The sequence below is a fragment of the Streptomyces coeruleofuscus genome (assembly GCF_039532725.1).
Taxonomy (GTDB): domain Bacteria; phylum Actinomycetota; class Actinomycetes; order Streptomycetales; family Streptomycetaceae; genus Streptomyces; species Streptomyces coeruleofuscus.
Genome location: NZ_BAAASE010000011.1, coordinates 73299 through 93877 on the forward strand (window position 1 = coordinate 73299; position 20579 = coordinate 93877).

Consider the following 20579-nt stretch of genomic DNA (forward strand, 5'->3'; position numbering starts at 1 on the left):
CTACCGGGGCGGTGAGCGGCAGAGCGTGTGAAGAAGGTGTGCGAGGTGGATGACAGGGGGCCCTACGGCCTGTCCTCCGCCGAGCCCCTGTCGTAGGTTCTACCCAGATGAGAGATACACCCCGCCCACAGGGGACTGTGGGTGACATCAGGCCGGGGCCTCCCCAGCTTCGACCTGGTCGTGCCCTCGCGCACACAACCGGAGCCTGAGGCTCTGGATCTCCTCACCGATCGGACAGTCGCCCGCCCCAAACCCCCCGGGGCGCGCGACGTTCCGGTCCGGACGGCCGCCCCGGAACCACCCCCCCTGTTCCGGGGCGGCCGACCTCCCTCTACGCCCCGCTGTGCGGCGACTTCCTGAGTACCTCGGTCAGCGCCGAGACGCTGTGCTCACCGTGGCCCGCCTCGGCCGCCCGGCGCACCAGATCGTGCAGGGGGGCCAGCCAGGTGGTGTCGACGTTCGTCTCCTCGCTCAGGTCGTCGTCATGGACCGCGGCCGCGAGGAAGAGGTTCACCGAACTGGCGGCATCGCTGTAGTCACCGCTGTCGATCTCCGCGGCGTACACCGGCAGCAGCGCTTTGATCATGTCCAGCCACTTGCCGGCGAACCGCACCATCGAGTCCACTCGCAGTCCGCGTGCCTGGACGGCGGCGGCACCCTGGAAGAAGCCGACGAGCGCGGGCAGCAGCATCGCGCCCACCGCCATCTCGTACAGCGCGGCGAGATCGGGTTCCTCCCCGAGGTGGACGGTGTCGCCTCCCAGCACCCTCAGGGTCTCCTCGTACTCCTCGAAGACGGCCCGGTCGCCGCTGTAGTAGAGCAGCGTGTCCGGTGCTCCCACCGCCGCCGGTACGTTCTTGACCGCGCCGGTGAGCAGACGGGCGCCGTGCGCGCCGGCCCACGCGGCCGTCTCACGGGCGCCGGCCGGGGAGCCGCTGTTCAGGGTGACGAGGGTTCGTCCCCGTAAGGCACGCGCGGCGGGCTCCAGCGCCGCGCGGGTGTCCTCGAAGGTGGTCAGGCAGGTGACGACCAGTCCGCTCGCCGCGACCGCGTCCGTGATGGACGCGGCGTGCAGCGCCCCCTGGTCCACCAGCGGCCCGGCCCGGCCAGGGGTGCGGTTCCAGACGGTCGTCGGGTGCCCCGCCGCCACGAACGCCTCGGCCAGTGCCCGGCCCATGGAACCCAGTCCGACGACGGTGACCGACGTGCGGTTGTCCCCAGCCATGTTTTCTCTCCCTTGTTCTCCGTACGGGAGTTCTCCGTACGGGAGCGTTCTCCGTACGGGAATCCATGCTGGGTGATCGCGTACATTCCCTCAAGTACCTACATTTTCCTCGGGTACTGACATTCTTGTTCGTGGGAGGGCCGAATGACGAAACGCACGTATACGTGTGGACTGGACGCCGCCATCGCCGTCATGGGCGGAAAGTGGAAGGGCCTGATTCTGTTCTCGCTCGGCGAAGGGCCCTTACGCTTCGGGGAGTTGAGGCGGACCGTTGCCGGCATCAGCGAAAGGATGCTGATTCTCCAGCTCCGCGAGATGGAGCACAGCGGTCTCGTGCACCGCGAAGTGCATCATCAGGTGCCTCCGAAGGTGGAGTACTCGCTGACCGATTTCGGCCATTCCCTCAACGCGGCGATGGCGCCCCTCGGCGAATGGGGCGAGGAGAACCTGGAGCGGATCGCAGCCATTCCGTGAGCGGGAATCATGCCGTTCCTTCGGCGGGCGGGGCCGGTTCCGGTCGGTGTATCCCGCGCGGGCGGTATCCCAGGACGTCCGCGAGGCCGACGAGATCCGCGAGCAGCCAGACGATGGCGAGCCACATCTCCGTGCCCTGGAGCCCGGGTTCACGGCCCGGGCCGGTGCCGTCGGGAGTGGGGCCGAAGGGGAAGCCCCGGCCCGGGTGCCAGCGGCGCAGGGCGGCGGTGAGCTGGTTCGCCGCCCAGGAGCGGGCCTCCTCGGCGCGGTGGCCGGTCTGCCGGGCGCAGAGCCACAAGGGGTGGATCACGTCCAGCACGTTGCAGGCGTTCTCCCGGCCGGGCGCGAAGTGGCGGGCGTCGCGCACGTGGTCGAGGACGGTGTCGATCACGCGCTCCGCGTACGGTACGGGCAGGCCGAACTGGGCGCACGAGCCCCGGGTGAGCCGGTAGTAGCCGTTGACCATCTGGAGGCGCCCGGACTCGGGGGTGGGCGAGCCCCACATGCCCGTCCAGGGATCGGCGTGGGTGTGCAGCCAGCCGAAGAGCGCCTCCAGCGCCCCGGGGGCGGCCGCCTCCGTACCGAGGCGCAAATTCCAGTGCGCGGCGGTGGACCAGGAGTCGACCCACGCCCCGGCGTGCCAGGCGCGGTCGCGCCAGGGCAGCTCGGCCAGATGCCGGACCAGTCGGTCCGCCGTGGTGGTGCGCACCGTGTGGACCGGGTGGGCGAAGGAACTGCCGAGCAGGTCCAGCGCGTAGCCCACGCACAGCACGTGATAGGCCGAGGCCCCGTCCTCCGGCAGCCCGGCCGGACGGGGGACCGGCGGCGGCGCGCCATACTCGGGGACCAGTCCGGTGACGGGGTCCTGGAGCGCACGCAGCCGTGCCGCGTGCTCGGCAGCGGGCAGATCGGGCGGCGCTTGACCGAGGAGCAGCTCCGCGATCTCGACGGCGTCGCAGTGCGCCCGCACGGTCGGCTCGGCACCGGGCCGGTCGACGTACCGGCCGGTGCCGGGCTGCCGGCAGCGGCCGAGCAGGTCGGCGGCCTGCGCGCGGGCGGCGGTGGCGAACGCGGACAGGTCACCGGCGAGCGCCGACGGCTCCTGTTCCTTCACGGCGGGGTGCGGTGCGCCTCGCGGCGGCCCTGTCGGCGGCGCTGCCGCAGGCCGACTCCGCGGACCCGCCGCCTCACCGCCCGACGCCGCACCACCCGGCGCCACTCCGCCCGACACCTCGGCGCCCTGTGCCGCCCCGCGCGGCTCCCGTCGGTCGCGTATCCGTCGGGCCGGGTTGCCGGCCGCCACCGTCCACGCGGGCAGGTCCTTCGTGACGACCGCGCCGGCGCCGACGACGCAGTGGTCGCCGATCGTGACCCCGTCCACGACGACCACGTGGGAACCGATCCACACGTCGTCGCCGACCGTGATCCCGCGGCTGGTGACGGGCTGCTGATGGACCGGCAGGTCGGGCGAGGTCCCGTGGTTGAAGGCGAGCAGCGAGCTGTGGGCGCCGATGCGTACCCCGTCCCCGAGGGTGACGGTGCCGCGCACCACGGTGAAGGGGTTGATCGTGCAGTCGGCGCCGGTGCGTACGTCACCGGTGACGTAGGCGTGGGCCGCGATGTACGAGCGGTCGCCCAGGTGCAGGACGTCCGGGTACACCGCGGCCGTCTCCGCGACGAAGCAACCCTCACCGAGCCGTACCGACCCCGCTCCCCCGAGCAGCCGCTCCCGCCGCCGCTCCTGTGCCGCCCGCTGCCGCTGGGATGCCTGCTCCGCGTAGAGCCACGGACAGTGGTCGAAGAGGCCGTCGTCGTCGGTCTTCTGCTGGTTCACGTGATCCTCCACTGGGACGCGCGGGCGGACAGGGGCATCTGTGCCCGTGCCAAGCTTGGTCCCATGCCGATCTCCGGGAACCAGGATCTCGACGAGCCCACCACCGCGCGGCACCCGCGCTTCCCGGCCCTTCTGCTCGGCCTCCCGGTGCTCCTCTTCGCCCTGATCACCTGGCAGGTGGTCGCGGACGGTCCGCTCGTCCGGCTCGACGAGCGCGTCAGCCGCGGCCTCGTCCACCCGGACGGTCTCTCCGAGTTCCTCTCCGACCTCGGCAACGTCCAAGTCGCGGTCCCGGTCCTCGCCGCCGTGCTCGGATACGTCGCCCTGCGAACCCGCCGTGCGGGCCGCTGGTGGCTGCCCGTCACCGCCGCGGCCCTCCTCATGGCCCTGGTCCCGGCACTGATCATCCCGCTCAAGGAACTCACGGACCGCCCGGGCACCCCGGTCGTCCCGCCCGGCACCGGCTACTACCCCTCGGGCCACACCGCCACGGCCGCCGTCGCCTACGGCTGCGCGACCCTGCTCCTGCTCCCCCGGCTCCGCACGCCTCCCGCACGCCGCGCCCTGGTCACCGCCTGCCTCGTCCTGGTACTCGGCGCGAGCTACGGCCTGGTCCGCCGCGGCTACCACTGGCCGCTGGACGTGGTGGCGAGCTGGTGTCTGTGCGCGGTGCTGCTGTCGTCGCTGTGGCTGTTCCTGAGACGGCCGACGCCGCCCGAGCGGCCCCGGTAGGGCCTAACCGTCGTTCTCCGTGGCCAGTCCCGCCGCCGCCTCGTGCATCGCCAGTTCCAGCAGGGCCGGGTCCGTCAGGGTGCCCGAGCCGTCCGGGGGGACCAGCCAGCGGACTCCGCCGGGTGAGGAACGGCCCGGGTACGGCACGACGATCCAGGTGCCGGGGCCCGCCGTGCGGATGCCCGTGCCGAGCCAGCGGGCCGCGGTGCCCGGCGGCACGAAGAACCCCATGCGCGCGTCGCCGAAGTCGACGAGGACGGGGCCCGGCTGGTCGAGCACCCGGCTGAGCACGTCGAGCGTGGCGTAGCCGAGTTCGCCGGGCAGGATGAGCACGTCCCACGCGCTGCCGGCCGGGAGCAGCGCCACCCCGAGCGGGCTGCGCTCCCACTCCCGGCGGCAGGCCTCGGGGTCGGGTGCGACGGACGAGAGCCACTCGACCGCCGTCTTCGCACCGGTCATCAGGAAGACCTCCATCTCACTCGTGAATCTCGAGAACGCGCAGGGCGTTCCGAGGACGTCACGAGGGAGAGGGAGGTCTCCTCGCGGTCATTACGCGGGTTCTGGCCCCTCGTTGGAGTGAACCGTCTCACACCTCGCCGGTTCAGCTGTCGAAGCCCAGCCCCAGCCGGTCCATCGTGCGCAGCCACAGGTTGCGGCGCCCGCCCTGGGCGTCCGCGCGGGCCAGGGACCACTTGGTGAGGGCGATGCCCGTCCAGGCGAAGGGTTCCGGCGGGAAGGGCAGGGGTTTCCTGCGGACCATGTGCAGTTCCGTGCGTTCCGTGCGCTCGCCGGACAGCAGGTCCAGCATCACCTCGGCGCCGAAGCGCGTCGCGCCGACGCCCAGGCCCGTGTAGCCCGCCGCGTAGGCGACCTTCTGCTGGTGGGCGGTGCCGAAGAACGCCGAGAAACGGGAGCAGGTGTCGATGGCGCCGCCCCAGGCGTGGGTGAAGCGGACGCCCTCCAGTTGCGGGAAGCAGGTGAAGAAGTGTCCGGCGAGCTTGGCGTAGGTCTCCGGGCGGTCGTCGTACTCGGCGCGGACGCGGCCGCCGTAGGGGTAGACCGCGTCGTAGCCGCCCCAGAGGATCCGGTTGTCGGCCGACAGGCGGAAGTAGTGGAACTGGTTGGCGCTGTCCCCGAGGCCCTGGCGGTTCTTCCAGCCGATCGACGCGAGTTGCCCGGGGGTGAGCGGCTCGGTCATCAGGGCGTAGTCGTAGACCGGGACGGTGTACGAGCGGACGCGTCTGACCAGGTTCGGGAAGACGTTCGTGCCGAGGGCGACCTGGCGGGCGCGGATCCGGCCGTAGGGGGTGCGTACGGCCATGCCGGCCCCGTACGGCTTCAGCGTCAGCGCGGGGGTGTGCTCGTGGACGCGGACTCCCAGCTTCACGCACGCCCGCTTCAGGCCCCAGGCCAGTTTCGCCGGGTGCAGCATCGCCACGCCCCTGCGGTCCCACAGGCCCGCCTGGAAGGTCGGTGAGTTCACCTGCTCCCGGACCGCCTCGGCGTCCAGGAACTCGACGTCCTCGGCGAGGCCCCGGCGGACCGTCTCCGCGTGCCAGTCGCGCAGTTCCGCCGCCTGGTACGGCTCGGTGGCGACGTCGATCTCGCCGGTGCGTTCGAAGTCGCAGTCGATGGAGTGCCGGGCGACCGCCGCCTCGATCTCGTCGAGGTTGCGGGCGCCCAGCTCCTGGAGCTTGTGGATCTCCTCCGGCCAGCGGGCGAGGCCGTTGGGCAGGCCGTGGGTGAGGGAGGCGGCGCAGAATCCGCCGTTGCGGCCCGAGGCGGCCCAGCCCGCCTCGCGGCCCTCCACCAGCACCACGTCCCGCTCAGGGTCGCGTTCCTTGGCGATCAGCGCCGTCCACAGTCCGCTGTAGCCACCGCCCACGACCAGCAGGTCGCAGGTCTCGGAGGTGGTGAGGGCGGGTTCGGGGCGGGGCCTGCCCGGGTCGTCCAGCCAGTACGGGACCGGCTGGGCGTCGGAAAGCGAACGAATCCACTGGTACGGCTGATTCATGGCGCTCGGGGCCATGATTTCAACTCCCTACGGTTATGCCTTTTGTCTGTTGCGGCGATTACCGACGGCCATGGAAGCCAGGACGAACAGTACGGCGACGATGAACATGGCCGTCCCGATGACATTGATCTGGACGGGCGTTCCGCGCTGCGCCGAGCCCCAGACGAACATGGGGAAGGTGACGGTCGAGCCGGCGTTGAAATTGGTGATGATGAAGTCGTCGAAGGAGAGGGCGAAGGCGAGCATGGCGCCCGCCGCGATCCCCGGCGCCGCGATCGGCAGGGTGACCCGGACGAAGGTCTGGAAAGGGCCCGCGTACAGGTCCCGCGCCGCCTCCTCCAGTTTGGGATCCATCGACATCACGCGCGCCTTGACGGCCGTGACCACGAAACTCAGGCAGAACATGATGTGCGCGATGAGGATCGTCCAGAAGCCCAGCTGGGCGCCCATGTTGAGGAACAGGGTGAGCAGCGAGGCGGCCATGACGACCTCGGGCATCGCCATCGGCAGGAAGATCAGCGAGTTCACGGCACCGCGTGCGCGGAAGCGGTAGCGGACCAGCGCGAAGGCGATCAGCGTGCCGAGGAGCGTGGCGCCGAGGGTCGCCCAGAACGCGATCTGGAGGCTGAGCGACAGCGAGCCGCACAGATCGGAGACCCCGCACGGGTCCTTCCAGGCGTCCAGGGAGAACTGCTGCCACTCGTAGTTGAAGCGCCCCTTCGGTTTGTTGAAGGAGAACACCGTGACGATGACGTTCGGCAGGAGCAGATAACCGAGCGTCAGCAGTCCCGCGATGACGACGAGATTTCTTTTCAGCCAGTTGACGAAGGGCATTTAGACCAGATCCTCCGTCCCGGACCTGCGGATGTAGAGGGTGACCATGAGGAGAATGGCCGCCATGAGGATGAAGGAGAGCGCCGCGGCGGTCGGGTAGTCGAGCACTCTCAGGAACTGCGTCTGGATGACGTTTCCGACCATGCGGGTGTCCGTGGAGCCGAGCAGGTCGGCGTTGACGTAGTCGCCGGTGGCCGGGATGAAGGTCAGCAGCGTGCCGGAGACGACACCCGGCATCGACAGCGGGAAGGTGACCTTGCGGAAGGTCGTCCAGGGCCGGGCGTACAGGTCACCGGCGGCCTCGTGGAGCCGGCCGTCGATGCGCTCCAGCGAGGTGTAGAGCGGCAGGATCATGAACGGCAGGAAGTTGTACGTCAGTCCGCAGACCACCGCGAGCGGCGTGGCGAGGACCCGGTCGCCGGCGGTCCAGCCGAGCCAGCCGGTGACGTCCAGGACGTGCAGCGTGTCGAGGGCGCCGACGAGCGGGCCGCCGTCCGCGAGGATCGTCTTCCAGGCCAGGGTGCGGATCAGGAAGCTGGTGAAGAACGGCGCGATCACCAGGATCATGATCAGGTTCCGCCAGCGGCCCGCGCGGAAGGCGATCAGGTACGCGAGCGGGTAGCCGAGCAGGAGGCACAGGATCGTGGCGGTGCCCGCGTAGAGCACGGACCGGACGAACTGCGGCCAGTACGCGGACAGCGCGTCCCAGTACGTGGCGAAGTGCCAGGTGACCTTGTAGCCCTCCTCCAGGGAGCCCGTCTGCACGGACGTGGAGGCCTGGTAGACCATCGGCAGCGCGAAGAAGACCAGCAGCCAGAGGACGCCGGGGAGCAGCAGCCAGTACGGGGTCCAGCGGCCCCGGCGCTTCGGGGGTTTCGGCTCGGGAGCTTGTGGTGCGAGCGGCGGTGGCGCCTCGGTGAGTGTCGACATCAGGCCGCCTCTTCCACTCCGGCGTCGGCGTCCTGGTCCGCGTCCAGGCCGAAGGTGTGGGCCGGGTTCCAGTGCAGGACGACCTCGGCGCCCGGCACGAGCCGCGGGTCGCGGTCGATGTTCTGGGCGTAGACCTCGAAGTCGGAGCAGACGGGGCTGTCGACGACGTACTGCGTCGAGACGCCGATGAAGCTGGAGTCGGCTATCCGGCCGGTGATGCGGTTGCGGCCGTCGGGTATCTCTCCGGCGTCGTCCGCGTGGGTGAGGGAGATCTTCTCCGGGCGGACGCCGACGAGCACCTTGCCGCCGGTCGTCGTGGGCGCGCCGCACCGGGCCTCGGGCAGGACGAGCTTGCCGCCGCCCGCCTTCAGCACGATCTCCTCGCCGCTCCTGGAGTCGACCTCGGCCTCGATGAAGTTGGAGGTGCCGAGGAAATTGGCGACGAAGGTGGTGCGCGGGTTCTCGTAGAGGTCGGCCGGTGAGCCGAGCTGTTCGACGCGGCCCGCGTTCATCACGGCGACCGTGTCGGCCATGGTCATGGCCTCCTCCTGGTCGTGCGTGACGTGGATGAAGGTGATGCCGACCTCGGTCTGGATGCGCTTGAGCTCCAGCTGCATCTGGCGGCGCAGCTTCAGGTCGAGGGCGCCGAGCGGCTCGTCGAGGAGCAGCACCTTGGGGTGGTTGATCAGCGCGCGGGCCACGGCGACGCGCTGCTGCTGGCCACCGGAGAGCTGGTGCGGCTTCTTGCGGGCCTGCTCGCCGAGCTGGACCAGGTCGAGCATCTCCCCGACCTGCTTCTTCACGGACTTGATGCCGCGCCGGCGCAGGCCGAAGGCGACGTTCTCGAAGATGTCGAGGTGCGGGAAGAGGGCGTAGGACTGGAAGACCGTGTTCACGGGCCGCTTGTACGGCGGGAGCGCGGTCACGTCCTGGCCGCCCAGCGAGACGGTGCCGGTGGAAGGTTCCTCCAGGCCGGCGATCATGCGCAGGGTGGTGGTCTTGCCGCAGCCGGAGGCTCCGAGGAGGGCGAAGAAGGAGCCCTGCGGAACGGTCAGGTCGAGCGGATGGACGGCGGTGAAGGCGCCGTAGGTCTTGGATATGCCCGTCAGGCGGACGTCGCCGGTGGGGTCTGTCTTGTTCGTCATCTTGGGTCACGCCCCCGTCAGCTTCGCGAACTTCTCTTCGAACTCGGTCTCTTCCTTCGAGCTCAGCGAGCGGAAGGCGTGCGACTTGGCGGCCATGGCCTTGTCCGGGATGATCAGCGGGTTGTTCGCCGCGTCCTCGTCGATCTTCGCCAGCTCGCCCTTCACGCCGTCGACGGGGCACACGTAGTTGATGTACGCGGCGAGTTCGGCGGCCGGCTTCGGCTCGTAGTAGAAGTCGATGAGCCGCTCGGCGTTCGTCTTGTGCCGGGCCTTGTTGGGGATGAGCAGGTTGTCGGTCGACGTCATGTATCCGCTGTCCGGGATGAGGAAGTCGATGTCGGGGCTGTCCGCCTTGAGCTGGACGACGTCCCCGGCCCAGGCGACGCAGGCCGCGAAGTCGCCGCTGGTCAGGTCGGAGGTGTAGTCGTTGCCGGTGAAGCGGCGGATCTGGCCCTTGTCGACGGCCTTCTGGAGCCGGGCGATGGCCGCGTCGTAGTCGTCGGCGGTGAAGTCCGCCGGGTCCTTGCCCATGTCGAGCAGCGTCATGCCGACGCTGTCGCGCATCTCCGACAGGAAGCCGACCCGCCCCTTGAGCTTGGGGTTGTCGAGCAGGTCCGATATCGACTTCACCTCGACGCCGTCGAGGGCCTTCTTGTTGTACGCGATGACCGTCGAGATGCCCTGCCAGACGTAGGAGTAGGCGCGGCCCGGGTCCCAGTCGGGGCTGCGGAACTGGGCCGACAGGTTGGCGTAGGCGTGCGGCAGGTTGGCCGGGTCGAGCTTCTGCACCCAGCCGAGGCGGATGAGGCGGCCGGCCAGCCAGTCGGTGAGGACGATGATGTCGCGGCCGGTGTCCTGGCCCGCGGCGAGCTGCGGCTTGATCTTGCCGAAGAACTCGTTGTTGTCGTTGATGTCCTCGGTGTACTTGACCTTGATGCCCGTGCGTTTCGTGAACTGCTCCAGCGTCGGGTGGTGCTTGCCGCTGTCGTCGACGTCCATGTACTCGGTCCAGTTGGAGAAGTTCACGGTCTTCTCCTTGGCCGAGCGGTCCTCCGCCGGGACGCCGCCCTGCGACCGGCCCGCCGCCGGGATGCCGCAGGCGCTCAGCGTCCCGAGTCCGCCGGCCGCGAGCGCCCCGCCCGCGGAGGCGCGCAGCAGCGACCGCCGGGTGAGGGCGGCCCTGCCGTTCCTGAAGCTGCGCCGCATGGCGGCCACTTGGGCCGGGGACAGGCGGTCGGGCTCGTACTGCTCCATGCGCGTGGTGCCCTTTCGGAGGGTGGGCGGCCGTTGGTCAGGCGGCCTGCAAACGACTATCGGTCCCCGAAGACGGTGCGGTGCCAGTCCTTCGCGGCCACCGCGGTGTTGTCGAACATGACGTGCTTGATCTGGGTGTACTCCTCGAACGAGTACGCGGACATGTCCTTGCCGCAGCCGGAGGACTTGTAGCCGCCGTGCGGCATCTCGCTGATGATCGGGATGTGGTCGTTGACCCACACGCACCCTGCCTTGATCTCGCGCGTGGCCCGGTTCGCCCGGTACACGTCCCGGCTCCAGGCGGAGGCAGCGAGCCCGTACGGGGTGTCGTTGGCGAGCGCGATGCCCTCGTCGTCGGTGTCGAAGGGCAGCACGACCAGGACGGGTCCGAAGATCTCGGACTGGACGACCTCGCTGTCCTGGGCGGCGTCGGCGATGAGGGTGGGCCGGTAGTAGGCGCCCTTGGCCAACTCGCCCCCTGGTGCTTCGCCTCCGGTCACCACGCGCGCGTAGGCACGTGCCCGGTCGACGAAACCGGCGACCCGGTCGCGCTGGACGTGCGAGATGAGCGGGCCGAGATCCGTACCGACGGCGAAGGGGTCGCCGAGCCGGACCGTCTCCATGAGCGCCGCCGTCCGCTCCACGAAGGCGTCGTACAGCGGTCGCTGCACGTACGCGCGCGTGGCGGCCGTGCAGTCCTGCCCGGTGTTGATGAGCGCGCCGGCGACCGCGCCGTGGGCGGCGGCCTCCAGGTCGGCGTCGTCGAAGACCACGAAGGGCGCCTTGCCACCGAGCTCCAGGTGGAGGCGTTTGACGGTGGCGGTGGCGATCTCGGCGACGCGCTTGCCCACGGCCGTGGAGCCGGTGAAGGAGGTCATGGCCACGTCGGGGTGGCCGACGAGGTGCTCACCGGCCTCCCTGCCGGTGCCGGTGACGATGTTGATCACACCGTCCGGGATCCCGGCGTCCGTGGCCGCCTGGGCGAAGAGCAGCGAGGTCAGCGGGGTGAGCTCGGCGGGCTTCAGGACGATCGTGTTGCCCGCCGCGATCGCCGGCAGGACCTTCCAGGCGGCCATCTGGAGGGGGTAGTTCCAGGGCGCGACGGAACCGACGACACCGATGGGCTCGCGCCGGATGTACGACGTGTGGTCCCCGGAGTACTCACCGGCGGACTGGCCCTGGAGAAGCCGTGCGGCACCGGCGAAGAAGGCGGTGTTGTCGATCGTCCCGGGCACGTCGAACTCGCGGCTCAGCTTCAGGGGCTTGCCGCACTGGAGCGACTCGGCGCGGGCGAAGTCCTCGGCACGGTCGGCCAGGACCGCGGCGAACCGGTGCAGGGCGTCGGAACGCTCGCCCGGGGTGGTCCCCGCCCAGCCCGGGAAGGCCTCGCGGGCGGCTGCCACGGCCCGGTCGACGTCGGCCGTCCCCGCCAGCTCGTAGCGGAGCACCTCCTCGCCCGAGGCCGGGTCGACGACCGCGTGGGTGCGGCCGGAGGTGCCCCTGGTCAGGCGGCCGGCGATGTACTGCGCGCCCTCCGCGAAGCGCTCCTCGGCCGGGAATCGGTCCGGGATGGCGGTGCCCGGGTTGTGCATGTCGCTCTCCTCCGTGTCCCCGTGGTGGGGCCGGCGTGGCTCAGGCTCGATTTGAGTGCCGATCCTGACAGAGGGATGTCACTCCAACAAGGGATTCCGTTGTTGATTTTTGGTTACGCGACGGAATCTGTCGACCAGGTGTCGAGTCCGCCAGGAAAAGGCAGGACGCTGTGTCAGTGGTGCGTGCCAGACTCGCGTGCATGGAGGAGATCACGGGGGCGGTCGGTTCCCGGGACGCCCTGATCAGGGCGGTCCGCACCGGCGCGAGGATCAAGTATCTGCACTTCTGGGGGCACCGGCCGCGGCCGGACGGCCGCGTCGGGCCGAGCTGTCTGAGCCAGTGGTGGCCGGCGCCGTTCACGGTGGACGGCGTGGAGTACGCGACGGCCGAGCACTGGATGATGGCGGGCAAGGCCCGGCTCTTCGAGGACGCGGCGGCGGAGCGTGCCGTGCTCGCCGCCGGGCACCCCGCCGAGGCGAAGAAGGCCGGGCGGCTGGTGCGCGGCTTCGACGAGGCGATATGGCGGCGGGAGCGGTTCCGGATCGTCGTGGAGGGCAGCGTCCACAAGTTCGGCGCGCATCCGGAGCTGCGGGGATTTCTGCTGGGCACGGGCGGGAGAGTGCTGGTCGAGGCGAGTCCCGTGGACCGGGTGTGGGGCATCGGGCTGGCCGCGGACGACGAGGCGGCGATGGATCCGGAGCGGTGGCGGGGGCCGAACCTGCTGGGCTTCGCGCTGATGGAGGCGCGGGAGCGACTGCGCGAGACATAGGTGGCATGCGTCGGGGGCCGGCCCATGGGACCGGCCCCCGTGCGGCAGCAGTTTCAGGCAGCCGCGCCGAGCCCGCCCATGATGCTGGCGAAGAGCAGGAAGCCCAGCAGCGGCAGGATCACGGTGGCGATGATGCCGCAGACCAGTCCGGCGGTCGCCGCGCCCTTGTTGGTGGCCTCGCCCCGGGTGGCCTTGCCCCGGCCGATGGCTCCGAAGATGATCGCCAGGATGCCCAGGATCACGCCGAAGAACCACAGGATGAAGGTCACGCTGCACACCACGCCGATGATGCCCAGCACCAGCCCCGTGGTTCCCATGCCGTTGCTCGGCTGCGCGGGCATCGCGTAGCCGGGCGCCTGGGGGTAGCCCACCGGCGGTGCGGCCGGGTAGCCGGGGCCGCCCTGGGGGTAGCCGTAGCCGGGGCCGCCCTGCTGCGGATAGCCGTAGCCGGGGGCCGGCTGCTGCGGGGGCTGGGACGGCGGACCGAACCCACCGGGCGTGGGATTGGTGTTGGACATGACGATCTCCCCTCCGTTGTCAGACCAGGGAATCGTAGTGGCCAAGTCCGCCGCGCAGTACGGCTGTTTCAGTGGTGGGACGGGACGGTGGCGACCGGGGCGCGCGCGCCGTAGTACGGGTCGTCGTACGGCTCGTCGTTGTTGATCGCGGCCGTGATGCCGACGGCTATCAGGACGATCACCGCGATGCCGAGGATGATCCCGATGATGCCCATGATCAGGCCCGCCTGGGCCTGACCGTGGTTGGAGGCCACTCCGGCCTCGGCACGCTTGCGGCCCTTGATGCCGAAGACGACGGCGAGGATGCCGGTGACCAGGGAGACCACGCCGTACAGACAGAACAGGGTGCAGGAGATGATGCCCAGCACCATGGCGGCGACGCCCATGCCGTTCTGGGGGGCCGGCGGCATGCCGGGCCAGCCGTAGCCCGCCTGGGGATAGCCGGGGTAGCCGTAGCCGCCGGTTACCGCCGGGCCGGTGGGGGCGGCGGGCGGGGGCGGGACGGCGCCGGTGCCCGAGGTGTCGAACTGCGGCGTGCCGGCGGGTGGCGTGAAGCCCGCGCTCGGCATCGAGGTGACCGTGGCCTGGTCGTGCACGGAGGGCGGCCCTGCGGTGGGGGGCTGGTCCTTGTCGAGTGACGGCCGGTTCTCCGGGGGCGCCCACGGGTCGTGGCCGCCTCCGCCGGGCTGCGTCGGGTCCGTCATGGTGCATCCCCCCTGGGTCGATCGTGCCGCCATGCTACGGGGCCGTTCGGTGCGGGCCACAGTGCGGGGTTGCGTCGGGGCTGGTCGCGCCCACGCGGCGGAGCCGCGTCCCGGTACAGCCCCGCGCCCCTGAGGGGCGCTGATCCAGCGCCTACGATGAGACCCGAGTCACCGATCAGCCGATCACCCGCGCCCCGCCCGCCACGCGCCGGCAGGGGCGCCGTTCCGGGGAGGAACCCTTGACCGAGCATCTCGTCGACCCCCGCGCCCCACGCGACCTGAAGGCCTTCGTCGCCGGTCTGCCCAAGGCCGAACTGCACGTGCACCACGTGGGCTCCGCCTCCCCCCGGATCGTGTCCGAGCTGGCCGCCCGCCACCCCGACTCGAAGGTCCCGACCGATCCCGCCGCCCTGGTCGACTACTTCTCCTTCACCGACTTCGCCCACTTCATCGAGGTGTACCTGTCGGTCGTCGACCTGATCCGCACCCCGGAGGACGTCCGGCTGCTGACCTTCGAGGTCGCCCGTGACCTGGCCCGCCAGCAGGTGCGGTACGCCGAGCTGACCATCACCCCGTTCTCCTCCACCCGCCGCGGCATCGACGAGCGCGCCTTCATGGACGCGATCGAGGACGCCCGCAAGGCCGCCGAGGCCGACTTCGGGACCGTGCTGCGCTGGTGCTTCGACATCCCCGGCGAGGCCGGGCTCGAAGCCGCCGAGGAGACGACCCGGCTCGCCACCGACGACCGGCTGCGCCCGGAGGGTCTGGTCTCCTTCGGTCTGGGCGGCCCCGAGGTCGGCGTGGAGCGTCCGCAGTTCAAGCCGTACTTCGACCGGGCGATCGCGGCCGGGCTGCACTCCGTACCGCACGCCGGTGAGACCACCGGCCCGGAGACGGTGTGGGACGCTCTCACGCACCTGCGGGCCGAGCGCATCGGTCACGGCACCAGCTCCGCGCGGGACCCGAAGCTCCTCGCGCACCTCGCCGAGCACCGGATCCCGCTGGAGGTGTGCCCGACCTCCAACATCGCCACGCGCGCGGTCCGCACCCTCGACGAACACCCGATCAAGGAGTTCGCCGAGGCCGGGGTCGTCGTCACGATCAACTCCGACGACCCGCCGATGTTCGGCACCGACCTCGACAACGAGTACGCGGTCGCCGCCCGGCTGCTCGACCTCGACGAGCGGGGCCTGGCCGAGCTGGCGAAGAACGCCGTCGGGGCGTCCTTCCTGGACGCCGCGGGCAAGGCCCGGATCAACGAGGAGATCGACACGTACACCGCGGGGTGGCTCGGCCGGTGACGTCCTCACCCGAGCGCCCCGGGCGGCCCGTGACCGCCGTGGCCCACCGGGGCGACCCGTACCGACACCGCGAGAACACCGTCGCCTCGCTGCGTTCCGCGCTCGACCGGGGCGCGGACGCGGTGGAGATCGACGTACGGCTGACCCGGGACGGCGTGCCGGTGCTGTTGCACGACGGGACGCTGAAGCGGCTCTGGGAGCAGGAGCGGCCGGTGCTCGCGCTGTCCTGGGAGGAGGTGCGCGGACTGACCGGCGGCGGGGTTCCGGCCCTGACGGAGGCGCTGGCCGCGACCGACGGCCACCGGGTGATGATCGACCTTCCCGGCTCACCCGACGTACGGGCGGTGCGGCGGGTGATGGACGCCGTACGGGAGGCCGGGGCGGCGGACCGCGTCTACTACTGCGCGGGCGCCGACGCCATGCTCGCCGTGCGCGCGGCGGACCCGGCCGCGGAGATCGCGCTCACCTGGACGACACTGGCCCCGCCCCGGCCCGTCCTGCTGGAGGCGATCCGCCCGCGCTGGCTCAACTACCGTTTCCCGCTGGTGGACCGCCCTCTCGCCGACCGCGTCCACCGCGACGGCTACCTGCTGTCCGTCTGGACCCCCGACACGCGCCGCGCCATGCGACGGCTGCTGAGGGCGGGGGTGGACTCGATCACGACCAACCGCGTCGACGTGCTGTGCGCTACACGCGCGAGCGCTGCGGGACGGTCGCCGGATCGGCCGGGGTCGAGCGCGTGACGTACTGCGGCACCGGCGCGCTGTCCGTGCCGGTGTCGCGGACGAGGCCGTAGCGGATGGCGCCCTGGGCGGGGCCCTCGTTGACGTCCTTGTCCACGGCCTCCCAGTCGGACGGGAAGACGGCGATGCCGTAGTCGCAGCCGCGTTCGTTCTGGGTGAGGGTGACGGTGCCGTCGACGTAGAAGTACTCGTTCTGCCACATCTGCTGGGTGCCGGGCGGCAGCACCGCGTATCCGATGTCCGGGCCGCCCATGCCGGTGGCGTAGCCGTTCGGGGCGCCGGGCAGCGGGTCGTCCATGCGGCGCGAGCCGCCGGAGGCCACGTGGAACAGCTTGCCCTTCAGGCCGGTCCAGGTCGGCATGACCACCCCGCCGGGCCGGGCGTGCGGCGAGATCTGCCAGCGGACCAGGACATAGCCCCGGCCGCTCAGCGTCACGCTGTCGCCACGGTGCTGCATGACGGCCCTCGGGCCGCCGGTGCTGGTGATGCCGGACTCGGGGCGGCGGGGCAGGGCCGCGGGTCTGGCGTCCGGGTCGGGGGCGCGGTCGACGGCGTCCACGACCGTGCCGTACAGGTCGGCCTTCCGCTTCGCCGACGGTGAGGGCGTGGGGGTGGGAGTGGGAGTGGGCGTGGCGGAGGGCTGCGGTTCGGACGTGGCCGTCGCCGTGGGGGTGACCACGGCCCGGGGAGGCGGGGCGTCGGGCGGCTGGGTGACGACGTAGGCGCCGCCCGCGACGATCGTCGCGCCGGCGGTCATCGCGACGGCCGGCTTGGTGAGCGCGCCCAGCAGCTTGGCGGACCACCCGGCGGAGGTGGCGGCCACGGCCGTCTTGCCGCCGAAGGCGAGCGACAGCGTGAACCCGACGGGCAGCGGGACGAGCGCGATGCCGACCAGGAGGCGTTCCGCCGGTACGACCGTCTCGTGGGTGCCGCCGCAGTAGCCGCAGCCCCGGATGTGCCGGGCCAGCCGCTTGCGCCACACCGAGTCGGGCCGGCCGTTCCAGCGGCCGGTCAGCTCGCGCAGGTCGGGGCAGGCGCCGTCCAGGGCTCGGACGATGCCGCGCGAGGTCTCCAGGCGCTCCTTCATCCGCTGCACCCGCACGGCGGCGTGCTGCCGGGTGACGCCGACGGCGGCGGCCAGTTCGCGCCGGGTCAGTTCGCCCGCGACCTCCAGCCACCACAGCGACAGCAGTTGCCGGTCCTCGTCGTCGAGCCACCGCGCGGCCTCGGCGACCTCGCGCCGCTGCCCCTCCAACTGGAGCCGCAGCACGGTCAGTTCGGCGAAGTCGGCGGCCGGTGCCTCCTCCAGCCGGTCCGCCGTCCGGCGCCGGGCCCGGTCGCGTATCTGGCGCATGGCGATCGCCACCAGCCAGGACCGGAAGCTGTCCGGGTCACGCAGCGAGCCCAGGTTGTCGACCGCGCGCAGCATGGTCTCCTGGACGACGTCGTCCACGTCGGCGTGCCCGTTCAGGGCCCGGCCCACGATGTTGTAGACCAGCGGCAGCCAGCCCGCGACCAGCTCGTCCAGCGCCTGCCGGTCGCCGGACTGCGCCGCCGTGATGGTCGCGCGCCAGTGCTGACTGTCCACGGTGGCCTCTCGACGGCTGGGATCAGTACTTTTCCGCACGCACCCTCTCAGGCAGGACGGGGGTCTTGGCTATGTGGGGGATCACATGCGGGGAGACGGCGTGAAGGTTCTCGGGATAACACTTTTTCTCAGCCGCCGAGCGCCGGGGTGGCGGCCGCCGGCACGGTCAGGGCCTCCAGCCGCTTGATCCGCTGCCGCACGACGTACAGCGGGATCACCCCGAGCACTCCGAAGGACATGTCGATCACCGACCACCAGAAGGGGATCTGGCGGATCGGCCCGCAGATCAGGGCGAGCGGAATGATCCCCGCGCAGGCGATCATCCCGAACTCGACGACCCAGATGTTGCGGACCGGGTCGCGGTAGGGCCCGTAGAAGGCGACCGCGATCACCAGGTGCGCGAAGGCCAGCCAGTCCGTGCCGTAGAGGAGGAAGGGGTACTCGGCATCGGCCTCGTCGAGCCCGGCCCGGACCCGCTCGATCCAGTCGGTCAGACCCGGCAGGTACTCGCCCGCGGACAGCGCGTGCAGCAGGTCCTCGGTCCAGCGCAGTTCGTGCACCAGGGGAAAGGCGGTGGCGCCGCTGAGCACCAGGCAGACGACGAAGAAGACCAGCCACGCACGGATGCCCTTCACCAGGGCGGCTCTGTCGCTCATGGCGGCACTCTACGCCCGTATTGAACATGTTCAAAAATAGGTCTGCGCACACGCGAACGGCCCCGGGCGAGGTACACCCCGCCCGGGGCCGCGCAACGAGATCCGGCGCCTACGCGTCCAGCGACGTCATCACGTGCTTGATGCGCGTGTAGTCGTCGAAGCCGTACCCCGACAGGTCCTTGCCGTAGCCGGACTTCTTGAAGCCGCCGTGCGGCATCTCGGCGACCAGCGGGATGTGCGTGTTGATCCAGACGCAGCCGAAGTCGAGCTTCTTGGACATCCGCATGGCGCGGCCGTGGTCCTTGGTCCACACGGAGGAGGCGAGCGCGTACTCGACGCCGTTGGCCCACTCCACCGCCTGGTCCTCGTCGCGGAAGGACTGGACGGTGATGACCGGGCCGAAGACCTCCTTCTGGATGATCTCGTCGTCCTGCTTGAGGCCCGAGACGACGGTCGGCGCGTAGAAGTAGCCCTTGTCGCCGACCCGCTTGCCGCCGGCCTCCACGCGCGCGTGCGCGGGCAGCCGCTCGATGAAGCCCTCGACCTGCTTGAGCTGGTTGGGGTTGTTGAGCGGACCGAACAGCACGTCCTCGTCGTCCGGCTGCCCGGTCTTCGTCTCGGCGGCGGCCTTCGACAGCGCGGAGACGAAATCGTCGTGGATGGACTCGTGGACCAGGACCCGCGTGGCGGCCGTGCAGTCCTGGCCGGCGTTGAAGTAGCCCGCGACCGAGATGTCCTCGACGGCCTTGGCGATGTCGGTGTCCTCGAAGACCACGACCGGCGCCTTGCCGCCCAGCTCCAGGTGGACGCGCTTGACGTCCTTGGCCGCGGACTCGGCGACCTGCATGCCGGCCCGTACGGAACCGGTGATGGAGGCCATCGCCGGGATCTCGTGCTCGACCATCATGCGGCCGGTCTCGCGGTCGCCGCAGATGACGTTGAAGACGCCCTTCGGCAGGATCCCGCCGAGGATCTCCGCGATCAGCACCGTGGACGCCGGGGTGGTGTCGGACGGCTTCAGCACGACCGTGTTGCCCGCCGCGATCGCCGGGGCGAACTTCCACACGGCCATCATCATCGGGTAGTTCCACGGCGCGACCTGCGCGCAGACCCCGACCGGCTCGCGGCGCACGATGGAGGTCAGGCCCTCCATGTACTCACCGGCCGAGCGGCCCTCGAGCATCCGCGCCGCGCCCGCGAAGAAGCGGATCTGGTCGACCATCGGCGGGATCTCCTCGGAGCGGGTCAGCCCGACCGGCTTGCCCGTGTTCTCCACCTCGGCCGCGATCAGCTCCTCGGCGCGCTCCTCGAAGGCGTCCGCGATCTTCAGCAGGGCCTTCTGGCGCTCGGCGGGCGTGGTGTCGCGCCAGCCGGGGAAGGCCTCGGCGGCCGCCGCCATCGCGGCGTCCACGTCCGCCTGCCCGGACAGCGGAGCGGTCGCGTACGCCTCGCCCGTCGCGGGATTGACCACCTCGGTGGTCCGTCCGTCGGCGGCGTCCCGGAACTCACCGCCGATGTAGTTGCGCAGACGACGCAGCTCGGTGCTCACTGCCGGCCCTCCAGTTCGGATGTCCAGTACTTGAGACACCCACCCTAGTCGGCCGACCCACGTTTTCAACACCCCCGCTCCCTTCGATCGTGCGGAATCCGCAGGAGTCAGCTACTGAAACAACGGATTTCATCGATCGAGGCTTGCGGAAGTGTCGAGACCTCGTGCACAGTGACCTCGTGGCCAGTCGAAGCGCAGACCAGAAGGGCTCGCGGGAGCACCGCGAGCCCTCCCGCGAGTCCAGGAACGGCGGCTCGCCGCAGCTGGACGCCGTCTCCCTCGCCATCATCGAGCAGCTCCAGGAGGACGGCCGCCGGCCGTACGCCGCCATCGGCAAGGCCGTCGGCCTGTCCGAGGCGGCCGTGCGCCAGCGCGTCCAGAAGCTGCTCGACCAGGGCATGATGCAGATCGTCGCCGTCACGGACCCGCTCACCGTGGGCTACCGCAGACAGGCGATGGTCGGCGTCAACGTCGAGGGCGACGTGGAGTCGGTCGCGGACGCGCTGACGGCCATGTCCGAGTGCGAGTACGTGGTGATGACCGCGGGCTCCTTCGACCTGATGGTGGAGATCGTCTGCGAGGACGACGACCACCTCCTGGAGGTCATCAACAAACGCATCCGGGCCGTCCCCGGAGTGCGCTCCACCGAGAGCTTCGTCTACCTCAAGCTCAAGAAGCAGACCTACATGTGGGGAACCCGATAACCGTGAGGACCC

20 protein-coding genes and 1 pseudogene are annotated in these 20579 nt (G+C 70.7%); 7 read left to right on the plus strand and 14 right to left on the minus strand.

What is annotated here, in order from left to right:
• Positions 1-107: 107 nt before the first annotated feature.
• A pseudogene (locus ABFX81_RS33940) lies at positions 108-332 on the plus strand (phosphatase PAP2 family protein); the annotation flags it as partial.
• Here the strand turns inward: ABFX81_RS33940 and ABFX81_RS33945 are convergent.
• Positions 332-1225, minus strand: a complete 894-nt coding sequence (locus ABFX81_RS33945) for an NAD(P)-dependent oxidoreductase (RefSeq protein WP_346139147.1) — start codon at positions 1223-1225, stop codon at positions 332-334. The pseudogene ABFX81_RS33940 and the gene ABFX81_RS33945 sit on opposite strands and share 1 nt — an antisense overlap.
• Before the next feature lie 144 nt (positions 1226-1369).
• Here ABFX81_RS33945 and ABFX81_RS33950 point away from each other — a divergent pair, with 144 nt between their 5' ends.
• On the plus strand, positions 1370-1699 hold the full coding sequence (locus ABFX81_RS33950) for a winged helix-turn-helix transcriptional regulator (RefSeq protein WP_086848819.1): 330 nt from the start codon (positions 1370-1372) through the stop codon (positions 1697-1699).
• A 7-nt stretch (positions 1700-1706) separates the two neighbouring features.
• On the opposite strand, the gene ABFX81_RS33955 is transcribed toward ABFX81_RS33950, so the two are convergent.
• The gene (locus ABFX81_RS33955; protein ID WP_086848821.1) at positions 1707-3533 is read right to left on the minus strand and encodes a DapH/DapD/GlmU-related protein; all 1827 of its coding nucleotides are present in this window, start codon (positions 3531-3533) and stop codon (positions 1707-1709) included.
• A 63-nt stretch (positions 3534-3596) separates the two neighbouring features.
• Between ABFX81_RS33955 and ABFX81_RS33960 the strand changes: the two genes are divergently transcribed.
• Positions 3597-4265 (plus strand): phosphatase PAP2 family protein, encoded by a 669-nt coding sequence (locus ABFX81_RS33960; protein ID WP_086848837.1) that lies wholly within the window; start codon positions 3597-3599, stop codon positions 4263-4265.
• 3 nt (positions 4266-4268) lie between these two features.
• On the opposite strand, the gene ABFX81_RS33965 is transcribed toward ABFX81_RS33960, so the two are convergent.
• The 7 genes from ABFX81_RS33965 to ABFX81_RS33995 all read right to left on the minus strand — a co-directional run bounded on the left by ABFX81_RS33965 (position 4269) and on the right by ABFX81_RS33995 (position 12034).
• Positions 4269-4724, minus strand: a complete 456-nt coding sequence (locus ABFX81_RS33965; RefSeq protein ID WP_086848839.1) for a bifunctional DNA primase/polymerase — start codon at positions 4722-4724, stop codon at positions 4269-4271.
• A gap of 142 nt (positions 4725-4866) precedes the next feature.
• Positions 4867-6294: an FAD-dependent oxidoreductase gene (locus ABFX81_RS33970; protein ID WP_086848823.1), complete on the minus strand. Its 1428-nt coding sequence runs from the start codon at positions 6292-6294 to the stop codon at positions 4867-4869.
• Between the two features lie 18 nt (positions 6295-6312).
• A complete protein-coding gene (locus ABFX81_RS33975; protein WP_086848825.1) occupies positions 6313-7113 on the minus strand; it encodes an ABC transporter permease subunit in 801 nt (266 codons plus the stop codon).
• Positions 7114-8043: an ABC transporter permease subunit gene (locus ABFX81_RS33980; protein ID WP_086848827.1), complete on the minus strand. Its 930-nt coding sequence runs from the start codon at positions 8041-8043 to the stop codon at positions 7114-7116.
• The gene (locus tag ABFX81_RS33985; RefSeq protein ID WP_086848829.1) at positions 8043-9188 is read right to left on the minus strand and encodes a polyamine ABC transporter ATP-binding protein; all 1146 of its coding nucleotides are present in this window, start codon (positions 9186-9188) and stop codon (positions 8043-8045) included. The genes ABFX81_RS33980 and ABFX81_RS33985 overlap by 1 nt, the downstream gene beginning before the upstream one ends.
• 6 nt (positions 9189-9194) lie before the next feature.
• Complete coding sequence (locus ABFX81_RS33990; protein ID WP_086848831.1) at positions 9195-10442, minus strand: extracellular solute-binding protein; 1248 nt, start codon at positions 10440-10442, stop codon at positions 9195-9197.
• Positions 10443-10498: 56 nt separating this feature from the next.
• A complete protein-coding gene (locus ABFX81_RS33995; RefSeq protein ID WP_086848833.1) occupies positions 10499-12034 on the minus strand; it encodes an aminobutyraldehyde dehydrogenase in 1536 nt (511 codons plus the stop codon).
• Positions 12035-12234: 200 nt separating this feature from the next.
• Between ABFX81_RS33995 and ybiA the strand changes: the two genes are divergently transcribed.
• Positions 12235-12804, plus strand: a complete 570-nt coding sequence (ybiA, locus tag ABFX81_RS34000; RefSeq protein ID WP_086848835.1) for a riboflavin biosynthesis intermediates N-glycosidase — start codon at positions 12235-12237, stop codon at positions 12802-12804.
• A gap of 53 nt (positions 12805-12857) precedes the next feature.
• On the opposite strand, the gene ABFX81_RS34005 is transcribed toward ybiA, so the two are convergent.
• Together ABFX81_RS34005 and ABFX81_RS34010 are read right to left on the minus strand one after the other, a co-directional pair.
• Positions 12858-13322 carry a DUF4190 domain-containing protein gene (locus ABFX81_RS34005; protein WP_150483300.1) on the minus strand — a complete coding sequence of 155 codons (465 nt, stop codon included), beginning with the start codon at positions 13320-13322 and terminating at the stop codon, positions 12858-12860.
• Positions 13323-13390: 68 nt separating this feature from the next.
• Positions 13391-14026 (minus strand): DUF4190 domain-containing protein, encoded by a 636-nt coding sequence (locus tag ABFX81_RS34010; protein ID WP_346139150.1) that lies wholly within the window; start codon positions 14024-14026, stop codon positions 13391-13393.
• A 182-nt stretch (positions 14027-14208) separates the two neighbouring features.
• Here ABFX81_RS34010 and ABFX81_RS34015 point away from each other — a divergent pair, with 182 nt between their 5' ends.
• Positions 14209-15327, plus strand: a complete 1119-nt coding sequence (locus ABFX81_RS34015) for an adenosine deaminase (RefSeq protein WP_086854005.1) — start codon at positions 14209-14211, stop codon at positions 15325-15327.
• A complete protein-coding gene (locus ABFX81_RS34020) occupies positions 15324-16070 on the plus strand; it encodes a glycerophosphodiester phosphodiesterase (protein WP_346139151.1) in 747 nt (248 codons plus the stop codon). Before ABFX81_RS34015 ends, ABFX81_RS34020 begins: the two co-directional genes overlap by 4 nt.
• Here the strand turns inward: ABFX81_RS34020 and ABFX81_RS34025 are convergent.
• The 3 genes from ABFX81_RS34025 to ABFX81_RS34035 form a co-directional block, all read right to left on the minus strand.
• Complete coding sequence (locus ABFX81_RS34025) at positions 16015-17658, minus strand: sigma-70 family RNA polymerase sigma factor (protein ID WP_086854003.1); 1644 nt, start codon at positions 17656-17658, stop codon at positions 16015-16017. The genes ABFX81_RS34020 and ABFX81_RS34025 overlap by 56 nt on opposite strands.
• Before the next feature lie 128 nt (positions 17659-17786).
• Entirely contained in the window at positions 17787-18314 is a 528-nt protein-coding gene (locus ABFX81_RS34030) for a hypothetical protein (protein ID WP_086854002.1), read from the minus strand.
• Between the two features lie 109 nt (positions 18315-18423).
• A complete protein-coding gene (locus ABFX81_RS34035; RefSeq protein WP_086854000.1) occupies positions 18424-19863 on the minus strand; it encodes a gamma-aminobutyraldehyde dehydrogenase in 1440 nt (479 codons plus the stop codon).
• A 164-nt stretch (positions 19864-20027) separates the two neighbouring features.
• Here ABFX81_RS34035 and ABFX81_RS34040 point away from each other — a divergent pair, with 164 nt between their 5' ends.
• Positions 20028-20567, plus strand: coding sequence for an Lrp/AsnC ligand binding domain-containing protein (locus ABFX81_RS34040; protein WP_086853998.1), 540 nt, complete (start codon positions 20028-20030; stop codon positions 20565-20567).
• The last annotated feature ends 12 nt before the right edge of the window (positions 20568-20579 follow it).

Coding starts and splice junctions, on each gene's coding strand:
- ABFX81_RS33945 (WP_346139147.1), bottom strand. CDS start 1,225: ATGGCTGGGGACAACCGCACGTCGGTCACCGTCGTCGGACTGGGTTCC.
- ABFX81_RS33950 (WP_086848819.1), top strand. CDS start 1,370: ATGACGAAACGCACGTATACGTGTGGACTGGACGCCGCCATCGCCGTC.
- ABFX81_RS33960 (WP_086848837.1), top strand. CDS start 3,597: ATGCCGATCTCCGGGAACCAGGATCTCGACGAGCCCACCACCGCGCGG.
- ABFX81_RS33965 (WP_086848839.1), bottom strand. CDS start 4,724: ATGACCGGTGCGAAGACGGCGGTCGAGTGGCTCTCGTCCGTCGCACCC.
- ABFX81_RS33970 (WP_086848823.1), bottom strand. CDS start 6,294: ATGGCCCCGAGCGCCATGAATCAGCCGTACCAGTGGATTCGTTCGCTT.
- ABFX81_RS33975 (WP_086848825.1), bottom strand. CDS start 7,113: ATGCCCTTCGTCAACTGGCTGAAAAGAAATCTCGTCGTCATCGCGGGA.
- ABFX81_RS33980 (WP_086848827.1), bottom strand. CDS start 8,043: ATGTCGACACTCACCGAGGCGCCACCGCCGCTCGCACCACAAGCTCCC.
- ABFX81_RS33985 (WP_086848829.1), bottom strand. CDS start 9,188: ATGACGAACAAGACAGACCCCACCGGCGACGTCCGCCTGACGGGCATA.
- ABFX81_RS33990 (WP_086848831.1), bottom strand. CDS start 10,442: ATGGAGCAGTACGAGCCCGACCGCCTGTCCCCGGCCCAAGTGGCCGCC.
- ABFX81_RS33995 (WP_086848833.1), bottom strand. CDS start 12,034: ATGCACAACCCGGGCACCGCCATCCCGGACCGATTCCCGGCCGAGGAG.
- ybiA (WP_086848835.1), top strand. CDS start 12,235: ATGGAGGAGATCACGGGGGCGGTCGGTTCCCGGGACGCCCTGATCAGG.
- ABFX81_RS34005 (WP_150483300.1), bottom strand. CDS start 13,322: ATGTCCAACACCAATCCCACGCCCGGTGGGTTCGGTCCGCCGTCCCAG.
- ABFX81_RS34010 (WP_346139150.1), bottom strand. CDS start 14,026: ATGACGGACCCGACGCAGCCCGGCGGAGGCGGCCACGACCCGTGGGCG.
- ABFX81_RS34030 (WP_086854002.1), bottom strand. CDS start 18,314: ATGAGCGACAGAGCCGCCCTGGTGAAGGGCATCCGTGCGTGGCTGGTC.